This window comes from Yersinia enterocolitica subsp. enterocolitica, assembly GCF_901472495.1.
GTDB lineage: Bacteria > Pseudomonadota > Gammaproteobacteria > Enterobacterales > Enterobacteriaceae > Yersinia > Yersinia enterocolitica.
Genome location: NZ_LR590469.1, coordinates 1,465,878 through 1,485,922, shown reverse-complemented (window position 1 = coordinate 1,485,922; position 20,045 = coordinate 1,465,878). Strand labels below are relative to the sequence as shown.

Here is a 20,045-nt window from a genome sequence, read left to right as displayed (position 1 = left end):
TGATTTTCCATAGCGTATTTTAGTCTGGCTTGTGGCTTAGCCACTGGTTTAAACAATGAGCTGGCAGTGTAACTTTGGGTTAAACAATAACCGAGATTTATCTGCTTGACCTGCTGGATAAACCGTCAATAATTTGGCTGTTGTGATTTAGGGGGAGATGTGGGAGTTAATATTTTGTCGAACGTCAATAGAATGTCAAAAGGGTCACGCGCGATCAGCGTTAGATGGCTGGGGGTTACTCTCTTGCTGTCATTATTCACTTCTCAGGCCATGGCTTTTTCGTTAGATGATGTGGCTAAGCAGGCACAAACTCTGGCGGGTAAAAGTTTCGAAGCGCCGAAAAGTAATCTTCCATCGCAATTTCGTGAAATGAAGTTTGCCGACTACCAGCAGATTCAGTTTAACCATGATAAATCGTATTGGAACAAACTGGACACACCATTTAAGTTAGAATTTTATCACCAAGGTATGTACTTCGACACACCAGTGCAAATCAATGAAGTTACAGCCACCAGTGTGAAGCCTATCAATTATAGCCCAGACTATTTTAACTTTGGCTCGGTCAAGCATGATCCTGAGTCAGTGAAGAATTTGGGTTTTGCCGGTTTCAAAGTGCTATATCCCATTAACAAAGCGGATAAAAAAGACGAAATCGTCAGCATGTTGGGTGCCAGTTATTTTCGTGTGATTGGTAAGGGCCAGGTTTATGGTCTTTCTGCGCGCGGGCTGGCAATTGATACAGCATTGGCCTCCGGTGAGGAGTTCCCACGTTTTCGCGAGTTCTGGATTGAGCGACCAAAGCCTAATGATAAACATTTAGTTATCTATGCATTGCTGGATTCCCCGCGTGCAACTGGCGCTTATAAATTCATTATCTATCCGGGGCGTGACACTACTATTGATGTGCAGGCGAAAGTTTTCCTGCGCGACAAAGTCGAGAAACTTGGGATTGCACCATTAACCAGTATGTTCCTGTTTGGCCCAAGCCAGCCATCTGCGGTGCTGAACTATCGCCCGGCGTTGCATGATTCCAACGGCCTTTCTATTCATGCTGGTAATGGTGAATGGATTTGGCGACCACTGAACAATCCTAAACACTTGTCAGTCAGCACTTATACTATTGAAAATCCGAAAGGGTTTGGTTTGCTGCAACGTGGCCGTGCATTCTCTCAATATGAGGATTTAGACGACCGTTACGATTTACGGCCAAGTGCCTGGGTTGAACCACGTGGCGATTGGGGTAAAGGTAAAGTTGAGTTGGTGGAAATTCCGACGGCAGATGAAACCAACGATAACATCGTGGCTTTCTGGACTCCGGATGTCCTGCCGGATGCCAAAACTTCGCTTGATCTAAATTACCGCCTGCATTTCACCCGTGATGAAGAGAAATTACATTCTCCAGATGTGGCTTATGTAAAACAAACTCTGCGTTCAACCGGTGATGTGAAACAGTCGAATCTGATCCGTGAGCCAGACGGTAGTGTCGCTTTCCTGGTTGATTTTGTTGGCCCAGTGCTGAAGTCACTCGATGAAAATGCGCCACTGGCTTCGCAGGTCAGTATCGATGACAACGGTGAGTTGATCGAAAACAGTGTTCGTTACAATCCAGTGACCAAAGGCTGGCGTTTGACACTGCGGCTAAAAGTTAAGGATGCCAAGAAACCAATAGAAATGCGCGCTGCGCTGGTTAACGGCGATAAAACCCTGACTGAAACCTGGAGCTATCAGCTACCTGCCGATGAATAAGTCAAATCAATCTCCTGTACAGGATTATATTGCCAACTTGCCCCTGACTGCGCAGCAGCAAGGGGCATTGCGCGATGCTTTACCCGAGGATGTGCTGCTGACCAGCACACCTGATGCGATACCTCGGGTTCATCAACAATTGGCTGCTGGCACTGCTGGCACTGCTGGCACTGCTGACAGTGTGACATTCAGTGAGCAAGACAGTGCATTGGCTTCGGTCAATGCTCGTTTGCAAGCTGCATGGCCTGATGCACTGGATGATGGCAAGCTATTGGCACAAGACGACGAAGGGCGCACGGTTATTCATGCCACGCCACCGATCAAGCGCACCAGCATGGCTCCGCAGGCCTGGCGTACCAATCCAGTCGGGCGTTTTTGGGATTCATTACTGGGCCGCAGCCCTGTTTCACGTGCACAAACACATGAACAGGCTCTTGCCGAGAAGAAATGGCGTAGTGTCGGTTCTCTGCGCCGCTATATCTTGCTGATATTGATTGTGTTGCAAACCGCCATTGCGACCAGCTATATGAAGACCATTCTGCCTTATCAGGGCTGGGCATTGATCGATCCTTTCGCCATCTGGCAGCAAAACTGGCAGGTTTCGGTCATGCAGTTGCTGCCTTACTTACTGCAAACCGGCATTCTGATTTTGTTCGCTGTGCTGTTTTGCTGGGTCTCCGCTGGCTTCTGGACCGCGCTGATGGGGTTCCTGCAATTACTGATTGGTAAAGATAAATACAGCATTTCTTCCACTATCAAAGGGGATGAAGCGTTAAATCCGGCACATCGGACGGCGCTGATTATGCCTATTTGTAATGAGGATGTGGAGCGGGTGTTTGCTGGTTTGCGCGCGACTTATGAGTCGGTGGCGGCCACGGGGCAGCTTGAGCATTTTGATATTTATGTGCTGAGCGACAGTTATGACCCAGATATCTGTGTGGCGGAGCAAAAAGCCTGGCTGGAATTGTGTCGTGATGTTGATGGGCATGGCCGTATTTTCTATCGCCGCCGTCGCCGTCGGGTAAAACGCAAAAGTGGTAATATTGATGACTTTTGCCGCCGTTGGGGCAGCCAGTATAGCTATATGGTGATTCTGGATGCCGACAGCGTGATGAGTGGTGGGTGTTTGACCGGGCTGGTGCGGCTGATGGAAGCCAATCCGAATGCCGGGATCATTCAGTCTGCGCCGAAAGCATCAGGCATGGATACGCTGTATGCCCGAATCCAGCAATTTGCCACTCGCGTTTATGGCCCACTGTTCACTGCCGGTTTGCATTACTGGCAACTGGGCGAGTCCCATTATTGGGGCCATAACGCTATTATCAGGGTGAAGCCGTTTATTGAGCACTGTGCACTGGCACCGTTGCCAGGTGAAGGCTCATTCGCCGGTGCCATTCTCTCTCATGATTTTGTCGAAGCGGCATTAATGCGCCGTGCCGGATGGGGGGTGTGGATTGCCTATGATCTGCCGGGCAGTTATGAAGAATTGCCACCTAACCTGCTTGATGAGTTAAAACGCGATCGTCGCTGGTGTCACGGCAACCTGATGAACTTTAGGTTGTTCCTGGTTAAGGGCATGCACCCGGTGCATCGGGCGGTGTTCCTTACCGGCGTTATGTCTTACTTATCCGCGCCGCTGTGGTTTATGTTCCTGGTGCTATGTACTGCGCTGCAAGCAGTGCATGCCCTGATGGAGCCGCAGTACTTCCTGCAACCGCGTCAGCTGTTCCCGGTATGGCCTCAGTGGCGACCGGAATTGGCGATTGGTCTGTTCTCTACCACTTTAGTATTGCTGTTTTTACCTAAGTTACTCAGTATCATTCTTATCTGGGCCAAAGGGTCGAAAGAGTACGGTGGGCCGATTCGTCTGTTGCTGTCAATGCTGGCGGAAATGCTGTTCTCCGTATTACTGGCACCGGTTCGAATGCTTTTCCACACGGTATTTGTGGTGAGTGCTTTCCTCGGCTGGTCAGTGCAGTGGAATTCACCGCAACGCGATGATGATGCTACGCCGTGGAGTGAAGCTATGGTGCGCCACGGGCCACAGTTGATGCTAGGTGTGGTTTGGGCCAGTGGTGTGGCCTGGCTGGATCTGCGTTTCTTGTGGTGGTTATCGCCCATCGTTTTCTCGCTGATCTTGTCTCCGGTGGTCTCGGTTCTGTCCAGCCGCCGGACCTTGGGATTGGCTAGCAAACGGGCAAAATTATTCCTGATCCCTGAGGAATATAATCCGCCACGGGAATTAGTCGCGACGGAAGAGTATCTGAAACTTAACCATCAGCGAGCGCTCAGCGACGGTTTCTTCCATGCGGTGATGAACCCATCCTATAACGCGTTAGTCAGTGCGATGGCAACGGCTCGTCATCACACTCGTGCGATTATCGAACAATATCGTGCCGAGCGGGTGGCGCAAGCGCTTCAGGCAGGGCCGGAGAAATTGGCCAAATTGCAGCGCTTAGAATTGCTGAGCGACCCGGTCATTATTTCACGCTTGCACCAGCAAATTTGGCAGCAGCCGGAACAGTACCAAATTTGGAACGGCCATTATCGCCAACTGGCGCATAATCTGAAGGCCCTCCCCGCCGCGAAATAGCGGTATGTAAAAATAGAAAAACGGGCATAGGATGGCCCGTGAGATTAATGACAAAGTGCCTGTAGTGGTGAAAACAGGCAGATCGTAAAGACGCCGTAAACCCCTCCCTGGGGGCTCGAGCCGCGCTGTCCGTACCTGTCTTCACCTTGCAAGGTTGAGTCGTCGAGGTTTGTCAGCAGTCTGACGGGCATAGGATGGCCCGTTTTTTTCTGTAAATATGAAATTTTCTGTAAATATGAAGAGCCGATTGAATCCATGTCTACCTTGATCCAGCGCTGGCATCCCTTAATGCGCATTATCATCCTCGGGGCCGGGATTATGTTGTTATCCGGCTGCGGCAGTATTATCAGCCGCATCGTGCCGGGGCAGGGGCATGGACACCAATATTACCCCGGTGTGCAATGGGATATGCGCGCAGGGCCATGGAAATATGTCACGGTTATCGATGTCCCATTATCAATGATTGTTGATACCTTTATGCTGCCGATTGACGCTCATCACGGCCCCTATGAATAACAATAGGTTACTTCTGTATGCCATCTCAACCCGCCAAATTGTTTGACTCATCCGTTTTGCCATCAACCTCAGTGATGCGCGTCGCCAGGCCTACTGATAACCTTAAATTAATCAGTGAGATGTATTGCCGAGGCCTGTGTTTTTCTGAACCAGGCAGTTTTGCCGAGCATCAGGGATTTGACGGTGTCATTTTGGGACACCCACATCACGCGTACCATTTGGAGTTCACTCATCATCGTGGTGTTCAGGTAGGGCGGGCGCCGATGTCGGATAACCTATTAGTATTTTATCTGCCAGACGAGAAGCAATGGCACAGTCAGTGTCAGCAAATGTGTACTGCGGGTTTTTGTCAGGTGGCGTCTTATAACCCGTATTGGGATGTGAATGGCAAAACCTTTGAAGATATCGATGGTTATCGAGTGGTGCTACAGCAACGTGAGTGGGTTGTGTAAGGTTCAGGTTGTATCGTTAATGAAAAAAACCGTCACTGGGGTGGGTTGAGGTTAATGACAAAGTGCCCGTAGTGGTGAAAACAGGCAGATCGTAAAGACGCCGTAAACCCCTCCCTGATGGCTCGACCCGCGCCATCTCTGGCGCGGACGCTTTACTCTTCTACCTGTTCTCACCTTGCAAGATCGAGTCGTTAGGCTTTGTCAGCAGTCTGAGCCCGCCACGAGGTGGGTTGAGAAATGCGACAGATTAAGTGTTGGTTATCAGGCGGTTTGCTGGCCCTGAGTGTTGTTCATCAACCGGCGAATAGGCACGATAAGCAATATCAATACCGCTGCACAGATAACCAATGCAATGGAGCAACGAGCAAACAGGGTTGGCAGCATATCAAGTTGATCCGCTTTAACATGACCCCCAATCAAGCCCGCTGCCAGATTGCCCAGTGAACTGGCGCAGAACCACAGCCCCATCACTTGACCGCGCATTCTGTCGGGAGCCAGTAAGGTCATAGTCGCCAGCCCGATAGGGCTAAGGCACAATTCGCCTAATGTCAGCAGCAGAATACTCATCACCAACCACAGTGGTGAAACACCCGCGCCACCGCTGCTGAGGACATGTTGCGCAGCGTACATCATCACGGCAAAACCTGCCGCAGCACATAAAATACCAATCACGAATTTAGTGATACTGCTGGGTTGAATCTTTTTCTTCGCCAGTGCTGGCCACGCCCAACTGAATACTGGCGCTAACAGAATGATAAACAGCGCATTAATTGACTGGAACCAGACTGTCGGGATTTCAAAACCCATCACCATACGGTCGGTATAGTCGTTGGCAAACAGGTTAAATGAGGTTGGTTTCTGTTCAAAGGCAGACCAGAAGAAGGCCGCAGAGACTAACAGGATGAAACACACCAATAAACGGGCGCGATCTTTACGGCTCATTTTGGCAAAAGCGAACAGATAGACAAAATAGAGTGTTACGGAGGCGGCAATAACATACACCAGCAAGCTGGCAATCATCACCGGATTAATGGGGATAACGCCCTGTGAAATAAGCGCAATAATTACTACTACCACAGCCATAATGGCGGTAACCCATTTGCCCACCCCCTGACGCTGGTTGGTAGGTTTATTCCAGCTTGAATCCAGACCCACTTCTGCGTCATAGCGCTTCATGGCCGGTATGGCAAAGCCACGGAAGATAAGTAATGCTACCAGCATCCCAATCCCGCCAATACCAAAGCCCCAATGCCAGCCGTGAGTACGCAGCAACCAGCCAGAGAGCAGCGGTGCGATAAACGACCCCATATTGATACCCATATAGAACAGTGAAAAACCACCGTCGCGACGGGCATCACCCGGTTTATAGAGGGTGCCGACCATAACCGAGATACAGGTTTTGAATAGACCGGTACCCAGAACAATAAACACCAAACCGATAAAGAACAGGTCATTGCCGAAGAAGGCCGAGAGGGCAATGGACAGATGTCCCAATGCAATCAGAATCGAGCCGTACCAAACTGCGCGCTGTTGGCCCAGCCAGTTATCTGCTAACCAACCGCCGGGCAACGCTGCCAGATACATACTCCCGGCAAAAATCCCGACAATAGCTGAAGCTTGTTCGCGCGGCAGGCCCATACCACCATCAAAAACGGTGGCAGCCATAAAAAGAATTAAGAGAGGACGGATGCCGTAGAACGAGAAACGCTCCCACATCTCGGAAAGAAATAGCCCACTGAGCGGATAAGGATGCCCAAAGAACGTACGACCGCCAGGGGTGTTAGTAGAGGTTTGCATAAAGTCTTCCCATAGAATCGCCTTAATATGAGCGAATAAGCCCGTCATACTTCAAGCTGCATTGGCTGCCTTCGCGCACCCCAGTCACTTATTTATGTAAGCTCATCAGGATTTACTCAGTTACCGCCGTCCTACAACTCGAATTATTTAGGGCGTAATTATCATCGAGAGTTATCTCTTTGGCGCACTGGCCAATGGTCGGAGTTAACACGCGTTACAGTAGAATTTAACGCAATAATAACGTCATTTTTTTATTTCCACCGGGGGTTATATCGTATTTTTAGATGAAAAGTCGATATGCATTACAATTATCAATCAGTTTAAACCGAATTTGATGGCTGTTTCCGCTGTTATTATGGGTGTTGTTCGGGCTTTCATGCTGAAAAACGCACAACAATAGGCGCTATTTATCAAGAAAAATAGGTGGAGGGTGTTAACTATCTTGCCGCTGTTGGATCGCGCGTTGCTGCGCTTTCAAAGGTTGGCGTTGCAAACACCAGTAAGAGTAAAGGGCATTAAACAGCACGACTACCGCTGTGACACAGAATACCGCCCGGAAACCATAGCTGGCAGACACCGCCGCACCGAGTAATGGGCCACTGACATTACCCACATCACGGAATGATTGGTTATAACTGAAAATTCGCCCCGCGACCTGATTGGTACAGTTATAAATCAGCAAAGTTTGCACCGCAGGTAATAATGCACCATCTGTTGCGCCTAATAAAAAGCGCAAAATACCCAGTTGTAGCGGGGTTTGAACAAAGGCCATCGGGATAAGAATCAGCACAGATAATGCCAGCATGGCGATCAAAATGCGCTCTGGGCCAATTTTATCTCCCAGTTTGCCCAATCGAGGGGCACTGATTAGCGCAGCAACACCGGGCACCGAGGCTATCATGCCGCTGACAAAAGCCAGATTATGAATGTCTCCGGCCAGTTCGCGCACATACAGTGTCAAGATGGGCGCGATCGAACCGGTCGCAATCTGAATGATCATGGTGGTGACAAACAGACTAAGGATTAACTTAGGGTTTTTCAATGAGTTAAATACCTGTCGCCCATTGAGCATGTCTTTTTTCAACACCGGAGCAAACTGCTCCCTGACATAAAACCAGGTCATGACAAAGCAGGCGAATAACACCGCGGCGGTAATAAAGAACACCGGCCGTAATCCATAATTATCTGCCAGCAACCCACCAATCAGTGGCCCGATTAATGCGCCGCTGACTCCGCCAGTTGAGAGCGTACCCAGTGCCCAGCCACTTTTATTGCGTGGTACTTGGGTGGCAATTAGTGCATTGGCATTAGGAATAAATCCGCCCAACAACCCCAACAGGGCGCGTAGAGCCAAAAACTGCCAAATGTTTTGCGCCATCCCCATCAGCACCATCACAATCCCCATGCCGAGCGCTGATCGCAGTAGCATAATCTTCCGGCCTTTACGGTCGGCAAGGCTACCCCAGAAAGGGGCGGCAATGGCTGAAAACAGGAATGTAATACTGAACACCAGACCCGACCACATGTTTAACGACTGGTGGCCGCTCACCCCTAACTCCTCCACATACAGTGGCAAGAATGGCATGATCAAACTAAATGCCGCACCGGTTAAAAAACAACCTAACCAGGTGACAAACAAGTTTCTTTTCCAGTTAACAGATTGTGGTGCCGAAGTCATAAATTACCGATTAAGCAAGGGATTGCTTCTCAACGAGCTGATCACTTTGCGTCTCTTTATTCGTCGATTGGGGCGTTTGAAGTGGCAACAAAGCACAAGAATAAAACAGTTAGCTTGATAAGTATGCGCTTATAGAGCATGCACATCAATGAGATGAATGTTAGTTTTTATTAAAATGGAAAGTGGGTTTGAAATGCGGGGATATGCTTATTCCATTTGGTAATAATAGAGTAAAAAGCCACAGCACCAGCGGCGCAGCAGCTTTTTTATCACATCAGCAGAGTGATGTTTATTATCAGCGATAAGCTTCATTTTTGGTGACGGAATAACGACCGCTACCCAGCAACATGATAGCAACGCCGCCGAGGAAATACATCGCTTCGTTTTCCAAACCCCATGCACCCACTTGGGTCAAGGTGAAAAACTTACCGGTACCAACCATCAATACTGCAACCAGCAGGTTAACCGCATAAACAAATGCGGCAGGGCGGGTAAACAGGCCAAGAATAATCAGAATCGGGGTCACAATCTCGCCAATGTAAACACCATAAGCGACAAAACCGGGAATGCCCTGTTCCTGTAAAGACGTGGCTATCCAACTGGTGCCGTGCTGAATTTTTGCCACACCATGAAATAACATTAAAACACCGAACGTTAGGCGTAATAACAGTTTGCCGCCGTTCGGGTGATCCGTAAGCCGTGTGAACCAGAGATTGAGAGTTGCCAGCATATATATCCTTATCAAGAAAAATATTCCCGTCATACTTCAAGCAGCAGGTGTGTTGGCTGTCTTCGTTACTCGGCCCGTCCATGGGCCTCGCCTCTGCGAGGCCGCTGCACACAGCGTTCAAATCTGCTCTCGGCAGATTTGTCACCCCAGTCACTGACTTATGTCAGCTCTTGGGGATTTACTCAGTCGCCGCCTTTCTGCAACTCGAATTATTTAGGGTATAACCAGAAAATAACCCAGAGAAATTAATTCAGTATCGTCGGACTAGTACTATATTTCTATTGGATAATACTGACAGATTGTATCAAAAAAACTGATGTAAACTAATTCTCATTATCATTGGTTATATTATTTTGATCTAAGCTAGTTACTCATATAGCGAAGGTACGCCCTCTGGCCGGGTTTTAAAACGCCGGTGGAGCCACATGTATTGATCCGTCGCGCGCTCAATCTCTTTCTCGACCACTTTATTCATAAATGCCGCTGCTTCGACTTCATTATCCAGTGGGAAGTTATCTACCGCTGGCTGTAAAAGCAGCTGATAGCCTTTCCCATCCGGCAGTCGGCGCGGGGTGAAAGGAATAATGGCCGGTTTACCCATGCGCACCAGCAGATAAGTGCCGGTGGTGGTGGCGGCTTGATCAACGGCAAACAGCGGCACAAACACACTGCTGCCTGGGCCGTAATCATGGTCTGGTGCATACCAGATAATCTCACCCTGTTTAAGGCTGCGGATCATCCCTTTGAGATCTTTGCGATCCAGCATGGCTTTGTTGGAGCGCATCCGGCCCCAAGTCTGCATCCAATCCATAGCTTTATTATCATGTGGCCGATAGACACCAATCCCTGGATTGTAAATACCAAGAATACGCGCACCCAGTTCCAGCGTCAGAAAATGCAAACCTATTAACAACACCCCTTTACCTTCATCGCGCGCTTTTTGGATATGTTCCAGCCCGCTAACACTGCACCAACGTTCAATGCGCCAATTAGGCCAAAACCACGCCATCCCGGTTTCAAATAACCCCATACCGACGGATTCAAAATTCTTTAGCAGCAGTTCATCTCGTTCACTTTTGGGCATATCCGGGAAACACAGTTCCAGATTGCGCTGCGTAATGCGCTTGCGTCGTTTAAGAAATCGCATGGAAAAGCGGCCAAGGGAGGTGCCCAAGATATAAATCACTGGGTAGGGGAGTAGCACCAGCAGGTAGAGAATACCGAGACCGAGCCAGGTCAGCCAATAACGAGGGTGCAGTAGTGAGCGATTAAAAGAAGGAGCTTGCATATCTGTTTTCATCGTCCTTGTTATTCGTTCGGACAGTTAACTATTTGCTATTGATGGTGCGCTAGAGTTCATAAAAGAACCTCAATAGGCCCTGTACCAACCTGCTTATCTGTCGTTTTAAGGTAGACTATCGTGGCATTTTTAGGGGCTTACCGGAAAAAAGACCGCACCAAAAAATCATTTTTATGCCTTTTTGTTGAAGTTTTCATCAGATAAAGCACTTGTTTGATTGTTATGTGACCAAGGTCGATTTGGCTATTTTATCGGATTTAATAAGCTGACTAATTCGGCCAGGCTATTGACGGCCATTTTTTCCATCACTTTGGCGCGATGGACTTCGACGGTGCGAACGGAGACACAGGCTCTATCCGCGATATCGCGATTAATCAAACCTTGCATTACCCATTGGGCAATCATCTGCTCTCGTGGGGTCAGTGAGGCATAACGCAGTTCTACCTGTCGGCGGGTGACAAGCTGTTCCGATTGAACCAAACCTTGTTGTAATGCCGCGATTAACGGTGCTGTCGCGACCGGTTTTTGCAGGAAATCGACGGCCCCTAATTTCATTTGTTCAACCGCTTGTGGCACTTCGCCGTGCGCGGTGAGAAATATCACCGCCAGCGTACTGTTTAACTGGCGCATCCGGGCATAAACCGCAGTGCCATCAAGCAATGGCATGCGGATATCGAGCAATACTACGCCGGGCTGATATACATCAGCTTGTGCCAGAAAACAGTCGCCCTCATGCCACACTTTCACTTTGTAGCCGAGGCTTTCCAGTAGAAAACGGCAGGCATCAGTGACGGCAATATCGTCATCAACCAGGTGAATCAGTGACAAAACTAAGCTCCTTGCTTGGGTTAAGTGGCAACGTCACGATGACATGCAGCCCTATATGGCCATTGGTGGCAACCTGATTACGTAATGTCAGATTTCCGCCCTGGCTGTTTATTAGCCGCTGGCAAATCACCAGCCCAAGGCCGAGGCCCTCACTTTTGCTGGAGCGGAAAGGGGCAAAAGGCTGGCTGAGTTGCTCTGAGGTCAATCCTCCGGCGTCATCTTGCAATGTCAGTGTCACCGCGTTGGCTTGCTGATGAGCACTAAACCATAACTGACGCGCACCCGCTTGCAAACTATTGGTTATCAGGTTGCATAACACCTGATCCAGTAACGTTGGCGCTAAATGTAGCGCAATCTGTCGGTCAATATCGGTATGTAGCTGGCAAGGCGGTTGATGTTGCTCCGCCCCCAATAATTGCCACAGATGCAACAGCAGTTCTGGCAGCGGCTGGCTGACGGTCGCCCTGTCAGATGTGGGGGATTTCCCTGCCCACAAGCGCAAGTTAGCAATGGTATCGGCCCCGCGTTGAGCCTGCTGACTGATCTGCCCGAGAATGGGTAATAACGGATGATCCGCTTGCTCTCGTTGCAGGCGAATAGCGCAGCCGTCGGTATAATGTTGAATAGCAGAAAGCGGTTGGTTCAGTTCATGAGCAAAGCCCGAGGCCATTTCGCCCAGAATACTTAGGCGTTGGGCCTGTTCTAATGCGCCCTCCTTGATTCTGAGTTGCTGGTGCAGTTGTTCAAGCTGGCGACTGCGGCGGCGCACCAGAAAAGCGACCCAAATATGATTAGCACCGAGCAGCAGCAGAATCAGCACAATGGCGGCAATCAACAGCCGGTGCTGCTGCGCCCAATCAAGAATTTGTTGCCAAAAATAGGGCTGTTGTGGGTGCTGATTGACCGAGCGCAACAGGGTTTCAACCTGACTGGTCGAGGAGGGGGCTCCCCACTGCGGTGCCTTGCTGTCAGCGGGGTTGAGCAAAATTCGCGTTACATTATCGGCTAACTGATCTGGCACATGTGACAGTGCGGCAAATGACCAGTTTGGGTACAATTCGGTGCTGGTCAGGCAGGGGATAGTGGCTTGTTTTGCCAGTAATGGCCGAAAATCGCGGGCATGCACCAACCCTTCAGCTTGCATATCTTCCAGCAAGCAAGTGGGGACAATAGCTGCAGAAATGGCGCGATCACGCAGTAGATAAATTAGGGCATCTACCGGAAAGCCAGAAAAATGCAGCTTGAAATCCTGTTCAGGTTGTAATCCTGCATCGCGTAATGCTTTGTATCCCAATAAGTAACCGCCAAAAGCCTCAGGTGACACCGCGCCGACACGTTTGCCTGTCAGCCCCAGTGGTGAGCGGACATCACTGTCAGCCCGCACCAAAATGACACTGCCAATCACATTGCGGCTGGTGCCATCTGGCTCATGACTTGAGCGCAAAGACACTAACCAGCGCAGCGGAAAGTGGCTATCAATTTGCACATATTGCGCCGGATTGGTGAGCAAAAAATCAATTCGATTCTGCGCCACGGCGTTTTTCATCGCATGTAAGTCCAGCGGCAATAACTGAAAATGCTGCTCCGGCAGTTGCTGATTCAAATTATCGACCAACGGTTGCCAATGTGTTTGTGCCTGAGCATCGCCGCGCAGTGCCAGCACGCCAATCGTCCAATCACGGGCGTGGGCGGCAGAAATACAGCCAAACAGCATTATCGCCAGCACTCTGAAATACATGAATGTTCCTTTTTTATGATCCCCGTCGCAGGGTGCAATTGTCCTGGATCAAGTCCTTAAAGGGAATGTGGAAAACCACAATAGGGCTTCTGCTCGTCGATTTCTACAATCCCGGTATCAAGAAGAGGGTGAGAAAATATGGATCAAGGGAAGAGAGCATTTCTACAGCGCCTGGGGGGGTTAACCGCCGGAGCTGCACTGGTGCCATTAGCTGATGCGGGCTGGCAGATGGAGCCAGTACGCAAACAAGGTGATATCAAACGACGCTATGCCATGTTGATTGATTTACGCCGCTGCATTGGTTGCCAGGCATGCACCGTCAGTTGCGCCATTGAAAACCAACTGCCGCAAGGCCAGTTCCGCACCACTGTTAATCAGTATCAGATTGCGCTATCGGGTGCAGAAAGCGTCACTAACGTATTACTGCCTCGCTTGTGTAATCACTGTGATAACCCGCCTTGTGTGCCGGTCTGCCCGGTACAAGCCACTTATCAGCGGCAAGACGGCATTGTGGTGATTGATAATACCCGCTGCGTAGGTTGCGCCTATTGTGTGCAGGCTTGCCCTTATGAAGCGCGGTTTATCAATCACAGCACTCAAACGGCAGATAAATGTACTTTCTGTGTTCACCGCCTTGATGCCGGATTATTGCCAGCCTGCGTGGAGTCCTGTGTTGGTGGGGCGCGGATTATTGGTGACTTGCGTGATGGCAACAGCACATTGCGCAAAATGCTATTGGAGCATGCCGCTGACATCAAAGTATTGAAGCCGGAGCAAGGTACCCATCCACAGGTGTTTTACCTCGGATTAAACGAGGTGTTTACCCAGTCATTACAAGGTCAACCAGCGCTCTGGCAGGAGGTTCATGCATGATCCATGAAACGATGATTCGTGAAATTCTGGCTCGCCCGCAGGATATCGCCTGGCTACCCTGGGCCGTGCAATATTTCTTCTTTATCGGACTGGCGTGCAGCGCAGTGCTGTTTGCGGGTGGGCAGCGCATCTGCGCCCGTCAAGGGAAGTTGTCCGCGCAGCAAAGTCAATGGGAGTTCACCGCACTGATGCTGGCGGTGACCGCCGTCGTGGTTGCCCCTCTGGCGCTAAATGCGGATCTTCATCAACCGGCCCGTGTTTGGCATTTTTATGCGCATTTCACCCCATGGTCGTGGATGTCATGGGGCTCCATCTTCTTGCCGCTGTTTAGCCTGTTGGTGATGGGCTATTTTCTGGCGCTGATTTATAGTCGGTTAAAGGCCAAACCCTTGCCACGGTTGCTGGCCGGATTGGCACTGCTTTGTGGGCTTTCCGCTATCAGTATTTTGCTTTACACCGGGCGAGAGGTATCGATATTACGCGCCCAACCGCTGTGGTTTAGCTTGTGGTTACCGCTGTTTATTTTCCTGACTGCCTGTCAGGCCATTCCCTCTTTGTTGGCGCTATGGCTATGGCGTGAACCGCAATATCAACGCCCGCTGGCGCGCTGGCAACTGATCAGTTTAGTGGTGCTGGCATGGGTTACCTTGTTGTGGGTCTATAGTGATAAGTTGTGGGCCAGCGGCGATAACCTTTCCGCCCCAGCCCTGCGCCATTGGGCTGTCCAGTCGCCATTCATCGCGCTATTTCCGCTAGCGCTGTGGTTGCTGTTATTCGGATTGGCTCTATTCAATGGCAGAAAAACATTATCCACTCCCGTGATAGCAACTCAGGCATTGATCGCACTGACACTGTGCTGGTCAGTGCGCTGGTTGTTACTGATGCAAACGCAAACCTTGCCTAAATACAATGTGTTAGCTAATCCTTACACCTTGCCGCTGGGTAGCGAAGGATTGCTGGCAATTATTGGTACTTTCGGATTATGGGTCGCAGCAATCATTGCTATCCGCGAAGGTGTCAAATGGCTTGAACAAAAAGTAACAAGTGCAAACCGAGTGGAAGGGGAAATACATCATGGCTAAGTCTACACGGCGTCAATGGTTAAAGGGCAGCTTAGCCTTGGGTGGCGTAGTGGCGTTTGGTGCCAGCTACCATGCGGTCGCGCGCAAAACACTGGCTGGATTGGTGGATGGCAGTGCGGGCAAACTGACACTTGATCCCATCAGTGGTAATGCTTTGCCAACAGAAGGAAGAGTCGGGCCACAGTGGCAGGCCAATCCCCAGCAGGCTGTTTCCATGACACAATGCTTTGGCTGTTGGACTCTGTGCGGCTTGCGGGTGCGGGTCGATACTCAGCAGAACAAGATCCTGCGCATCGCTGGTAACCCTTACCACCCCTTATCTCATGACCACCACTTCCCCTATCAATTACCGGTAGGCGAAGCGCTGCAACGTCTTGGCGGTGAGCAGGGCATGACTGGGCGCTCGACCGCTTGTGCCCGCGGGGCGACCCTGTTGGAAGGCGTCGATAGCCCTTACCGCATCACGGAACCGATGAAGCGAGTGGGGCCGCGCGGGAGTGGTAAATGGCAGCGTATCAGTTTTGAACAATTAATCGCCGAGGTGACCGAGGGCGGCGATTTATTTGGCGAGGGGCCGGTTGAGGGGCTGCGCGCTATCCGTGATTTGGATACCCCAATTGATGCTAAACAGCCCTCTTTAGGCCCGAAAGCTAACCAATTGCTGGTAACCAATGCCGGTGATGATGGGCGAGATGCTTTTATTCAGCGCTTTGCTAATCAGGCATTTGGCACCAAAAACTTGGGTAGCCACGGTGCTTATTGTGGGCTGGCCTACCGCGCCGGTTCTGGTGCGTTGATGGGGGATTTGGACAAAAATGCCCATGTTAAGCCTGATTGGGACAACGTCCGTTTCGCCCTGTTTTTGGGAACCTCACCGGCGCAATCGGGTAACCCGTTTAAACGTCAGGGGCGACAGTTAGCCAATGCCCGCCAACGGGATGATTTCAATTATGTGGTGGTCGCTCCTGCTTTGCCGCTGACCACCACACTGGCCAATCAGCATAACCGCTGGGTTCCGGTATTGCCGGGAACCGACGCCGCACTAGCGATGGGAATCATCCGCTGGATTATTGAACAGCATCGGTTTAACCACGCTTATCTTGCCATTCCTGGTGAAATGGCGATGCAAGCCGCTGGGGAGCGCAGTTGGACTAATGCCAGCCATTTGGTTATCACCACAGAAACCCATCCGCTGGCGGGGCAGTTTTTACGCGCCAATATGTTGAGTGGCGAAACAGTCGCTGAGGGAGAAGAAAGCCCGGTATTAGCGCAAGCCATCGATGGAGCGTTACAACCCGCCGCTCAGATGTTACAGGCCGAATTGTTCGTCACCCAAGACCTCACCTTGCATGATGGTCAAAACGTGCAAGTGCAATCGGGCATGACATGCCTGCAACAAGCTGCCGCGCGCTTTACGCTGGCCGAATACAGCCAGCAATGCGGCGTGCCGGAAGCGACAATTATTGGTTTAGCCCGCGAGTTCACTGCCTATCAGCGCCAGGCTGCGGTGATTTCACATGGCGGCATGATGGGGGGCAACGGGTTTTACACCACCTGGGCAGTCATGATGTTGAATGCCATGATTGGTAATCTCAACCTTAAAGGCGGCGTGTCAGTCGGCGGTGGCAAGTTTGATGGTTTTGCCGATGGGCCACGTTACCAGTTAGCCACCTTTGTCGGCATGGTTAAGCCAAAGGGGCTACCGCTATCGCGCAGTAAACAGCCTTATGAAAAGTCAGAAGAATATCAGCAGAAAATCCAACAAGGGCAATCAGGTTATCCGGCCCGTGGCCCGTGGTATCCGTTTGTTGGCGGGCAGTTAACCGAACAATTAGCCCCAGCGCTGGCGGGTTACCCCTATCCGCTGAAAGCCTGGATAAGCCATATGACCAACCCGCTATATGGGGTGGCGGGCCTACGCAATCTCATTGAAGAGCGGTTGCAAGACCCCCGTCAGTTACCTTTATTCATCGCTATCGATGCTTTTATGAATGAAACCACCGCCTTGGCAGATTATATCGTGCCGGACACGCATAATTTTGAGAGTTGGGGGTTCAGTGCGCCGTGGGCCGGTGTGCTAGTGAAGGCCAGCACCGCTCGTTGGCCAGTGGTGGAGCCACGCACGGCCCGCACCGCACAAGGTGAACCGGTGGCAATGGAGAGTTTCTTGATTGCTGTTGCCAAGGCGATGAAGTTACCGGGATTTGGGGCTAATGCCATGCAGGATAGCGAGGGGAATAGCTTGTCGCTGGACCGCGCGGAAGATTATTACTTACGCGCGGCAGCCAATATTGCCTATGGTGGCGAAAAGCCGCTGCCAGCGGCCGTTGATGACGAATTGCGTCTAACGGGTGTCGATCGTTTATGGCCTGCACTTCAGCGCAGTTTGTACCCAGACGAGCAGCGGCGTGTGGCTTATTTGCTGGCGCGTGGTGGGCGGTTTGCGCCATATGAAAAAAGCTGGAACGGTGACGCCACTGGGCCACAATGGAAAAAACCACTGCAAATCTGGAATGAAAATGTGGCGAAACATCACCATGCTATTACCGGTGAGCGCTACAGCGGCTGCCCGACCTGGTATCCGCCGCGCTTGGCGGACGGCTCGGATGTGTTCCAGCATTATCCTGTAAGCGACTGGCCATTACGCTTGATGTCATTTAAGTCTCATCTGATGAGCAGCTCAACGGCGATGATTGAGCGCCTACGTGCGGTCAAATCCACCAATCTGGTGGCGATCAACCCGCAAGATGCGCAGCGCAATGGTATTCAACATGGTGATATTGTGCGGTTAATGACCCCCGGAGGGCAGATGGAGGTGCAAGTCAGTCTATTGGATGGCGTTATGCCTGGTGTTGTTGCCATTGAACATGGTTATGGTCATCGCGAAATGGGTAGCAGAGCTCACACACTGGATGGCGTTGTGATGGCGTCAGACCCCCGAATCGGTCAGGGCAGTAACTTGAATGATTTGGGCTTCACTGACCCCACCAGAGAGATTCCCAATACCTGGCTGGATTGGGTGAGTGGCGCGGCAGTCCGGCAGGGGCTACCGGCTAAATTGCAACGAATAAGCTAATACACGACAATTTTAACCAATGGATACATAAATCCCTTTCACTTGCAGAGGGATTTATTATTTTTGCGTTATGATAGCGCCGATTTATCTATTGGTTAGTCACTTACGTGGTGTTATTCATTCTTATCGGAGAGCCGTCGATGACAGCTGCAAAACTCAGTGCGGGATTATTGGTCGTCGGGGGCATATTGGGTTATTTCGGTGCCGATTGGCAGAGCAAAACGTTACTGATTACCGCTGGAGTTGCTTTACTCACCGGCGTCGTTCTCTCTGCTTTTACCGATCGAGATTGCCGCTAGAGATGTGCCCTGTCGGTGTTTCAGGTATTATATGCGCCGCACGGGGTGACCGGTGCCAAAATATCAGTTCTATTGCGCGATGATTTACCGTGGTTAGCAGTCGAATGACTTACGTAACCCATTGAGCAGTAATTAAATATTTATCAGTAACCTCTCTGAAAGACAGGAAAGTACACCATGCCAGTGTTACATAACCGAATTTCTAATGAGGAACTTAAAGCGCGCATGTTGGCTGAAACCGAACCGCGCACCACAGTTTCTTTTTATAAATACTTCATATTGGAAGATGCGAAAGCCTTCCGCGATAACCTTTATAGTCAATTTGTTAAACTCGGGGTTTTTGGCCGGGTTTATGTGGCTAAAGAGGGCATCAACGCCCAAATTAGTGTGCCAGCTAATCGTTATGATGAATTTAAAGTGGTGCTGTTTGCCGCCCATCCTGCGCTGGACCAGGTACGGCTGAATGTCGCGCATGAAGATGACGGCAAGTCATTTTGGGTGCTGCGTATGAAAGTGCGCGAGCGCATTGTGGCTGACGGCATCGATGATGATAGTTTCGATCCCAGTAACGTCGGGCATTATCTGAAGGCCGATCAGGTTAATCAGATGATTGATGACCCCGATACCTTGTTCGTCGATATGCGTAATCATTATGAATATGAAGTAGGCCATTTCGAAAATGCGATAGAAGTTCCTTCGGATACTTTCCGCGAACAACTACCGATGGCAGTTGATATGCTACAACATGACAAAGAGAAGAATATTGTTATGTATTGCACCGGTGGGATTCGCTGTGAGAAAGCCAGCGCCTATATGTTGCATAATGGTTTTAAAAACGTCTATCACGTCGAAGGCGGGATTATCGAATATGCCCGCAAAGCAAAAGAACAAGGTTTGCCACTTAAATTTATAGGTAAAAACTTTGTTTTTGATGAGCGGATGGGGGAGCGGATCTCTGATGATGTTATCGCGCATTGCCATCAGTGTGGCACACCAAGCGACACACATACTAACTGTAAGAATGATGGCTGCCACTTGCTATTTATTCAGTGCCCCGCTTGTGCTGCAAAATTTGAAGGTTGCTGTAGCCCGATTTGTCAGGAAGAACTGAAGCTACCTCAAGAAGAGCAACGCGCTCGCCGGGCAGGACGTGAAAACGGCATTAAGATATTTAATAAGTCTAAAGGATTACTGCAAACAACCATGCATATTCCTATGCCAGAAAAGAGCGCGGATAAGTAATATCCGGTGCTATTAAAATAAGGCGTTGTCGGTTATTTTATCCGATAACGTCTTTTTTTTGCCATTTTGAGCCGTGGCGGTTCCAATACAAGGAT

Annotated in this window: 15 protein-coding genes; 9 read left to right on the top strand and 6 right to left on the bottom strand. The window is 50.3% G+C overall.

Translation table 11 applies throughout. The features are described from left to right. Positions 1-192: 192 nt before the first annotated feature. The 4 genes from FGL26_RS07115 (at position 193) to FGL26_RS07100 (ending at position 5,307) form a co-directional block, all read left to right on the top strand. Positions 193-1,746, top strand: a complete 1,554-nt coding sequence (locus FGL26_RS07115; protein WP_005170811.1) for a glucan biosynthesis protein G — start codon at positions 193-195, stop codon at positions 1,744-1,746. Continuing rightward, positions 1,739-4,339 carry a glucans biosynthesis glucosyltransferase MdoH gene (gene mdoH, locus FGL26_RS07110; RefSeq protein ID WP_005170808.1) on the top strand — a complete coding sequence of 867 codons (2,601 nt, stop codon included), beginning with the start codon at positions 1,739-1,741 and terminating at the stop codon, positions 4,337-4,339. The genes FGL26_RS07115 and mdoH overlap by 8 nt, the downstream gene beginning before the upstream one ends. A gap of 255 nt (positions 4,340-4,594) precedes the next feature. Then, complete coding sequence (locus FGL26_RS07105) at positions 4,595-4,855, top strand: YceK/YidQ family lipoprotein (protein WP_023517650.1); 261 nt, start codon at positions 4,595-4,597, stop codon at positions 4,853-4,855. Positions 4,856-4,872: 17 nt separating this feature from the next. Next, positions 4,873-5,307: a hypothetical protein gene (locus FGL26_RS07100; protein WP_005170802.1), complete on the top strand. Its 435-nt coding sequence runs from the start codon at positions 4,873-4,875 to the stop codon at positions 5,305-5,307. A gap of 261 nt (positions 5,308-5,568) precedes the next feature. Here the strand turns inward: FGL26_RS07100 and FGL26_RS07095 are convergent, their stop codons facing one another. The 6 genes from FGL26_RS07095 to ttrS all read right to left on the bottom strand — a co-directional run bounded on the left by FGL26_RS07095 (position 5,569) and on the right by ttrS (position 13,378). After that, entirely contained in the window at positions 5,569-7,104 is a 1,536-nt protein-coding gene (locus FGL26_RS07095; RefSeq protein ID WP_005170801.1) for a peptide MFS transporter, read from the bottom strand. A gap of 433 nt (positions 7,105-7,537) precedes the next feature. Further along, on the bottom strand, positions 7,538-8,782 hold the full coding sequence (gene mdtG / locus FGL26_RS07090; RefSeq protein ID WP_011816067.1) for a multidrug efflux MFS transporter MdtG: 1,245 nt from the start codon (positions 8,780-8,782) through the stop codon (positions 7,538-7,540). A 295-nt stretch (positions 8,783-9,077) separates the two neighbouring features. Continuing rightward, entirely contained in the window at positions 9,078-9,512 is a 435-nt protein-coding gene (locus tag FGL26_RS07085; RefSeq protein WP_005170794.1) for a DoxX family protein, read from the bottom strand. Between the two features lie 367 nt (positions 9,513-9,879). Further along, the gene (locus FGL26_RS07080) at positions 9,880-10,800 is read right to left on the bottom strand and encodes a Kdo(2)-lipid IV(A) acyltransferase (protein ID WP_005170792.1); all 921 of its coding nucleotides are present in this window, start codon (positions 10,798-10,800) and stop codon (positions 9,880-9,882) included. Between the two features lie 255 nt (positions 10,801-11,055). Then, positions 11,056-11,640 (bottom strand): tetrathionate respiration response regulator TtrR, encoded by a 585-nt coding sequence (gene ttrR, locus FGL26_RS07075; protein ID WP_005170790.1) that lies wholly within the window; start codon positions 11,638-11,640, stop codon positions 11,056-11,058. Beyond that, positions 11,618-13,378: a tetrathionate respiration histidine kinase TtrS gene (gene ttrS / locus FGL26_RS07070; protein ID WP_005170787.1), complete on the bottom strand. Its 1,761-nt coding sequence runs from the start codon at positions 13,376-13,378 to the stop codon at positions 11,618-11,620. Before ttrS ends, ttrR begins: the two co-directional genes overlap by 23 nt. A 138-nt stretch (positions 13,379-13,516) precedes the next feature. Between ttrS and ttrB the strand changes: the two genes are divergently transcribed. The 5 genes from ttrB (at position 13,517) to trhO (ending at position 19,950) form a co-directional block, all read left to right on the top strand. Beyond that, a complete protein-coding gene (gene ttrB / locus FGL26_RS07065) occupies positions 13,517-14,251 on the top strand; it encodes a tetrathionate reductase subunit TtrB (protein WP_005170783.1) in 735 nt (244 codons plus the stop codon). Then, complete coding sequence (gene ttrC / locus FGL26_RS07060; protein ID WP_005170780.1) at positions 14,248-15,333, top strand: tetrathionate reductase subunit TtrC; 1,086 nt, start codon at positions 14,248-14,250, stop codon at positions 15,331-15,333. The genes ttrB and ttrC overlap by 4 nt, the downstream gene beginning before the upstream one ends. After that, positions 15,326-18,409 carry a tetrathionate reductase subunit TtrA gene (gene ttrA / locus FGL26_RS07055; protein WP_005170777.1) on the top strand — a complete coding sequence of 1,028 codons (3,084 nt, stop codon included), beginning with the start codon at positions 15,326-15,328 and terminating at the stop codon, positions 18,407-18,409. The genes ttrC and ttrA overlap by 8 nt, the downstream gene beginning before the upstream one ends. 140 nt (positions 18,410-18,549) lie before the next feature. Continuing rightward, positions 18,550-18,708 (top strand): hypothetical protein, encoded by a 159-nt coding sequence (locus FGL26_RS21430; protein WP_005157903.1) that lies wholly within the window; start codon positions 18,550-18,552, stop codon positions 18,706-18,708. Positions 18,709-18,885: 177 nt separating this feature from the next. Continuing rightward, complete coding sequence (trhO, locus tag FGL26_RS07050) at positions 18,886-19,950, top strand: oxygen-dependent tRNA uridine(34) hydroxylase TrhO (protein ID WP_005170775.1); 1,065 nt, start codon at positions 18,886-18,888, stop codon at positions 19,948-19,950. The last annotated feature ends 95 nt before the right edge of the window (positions 19,951-20,045 follow it).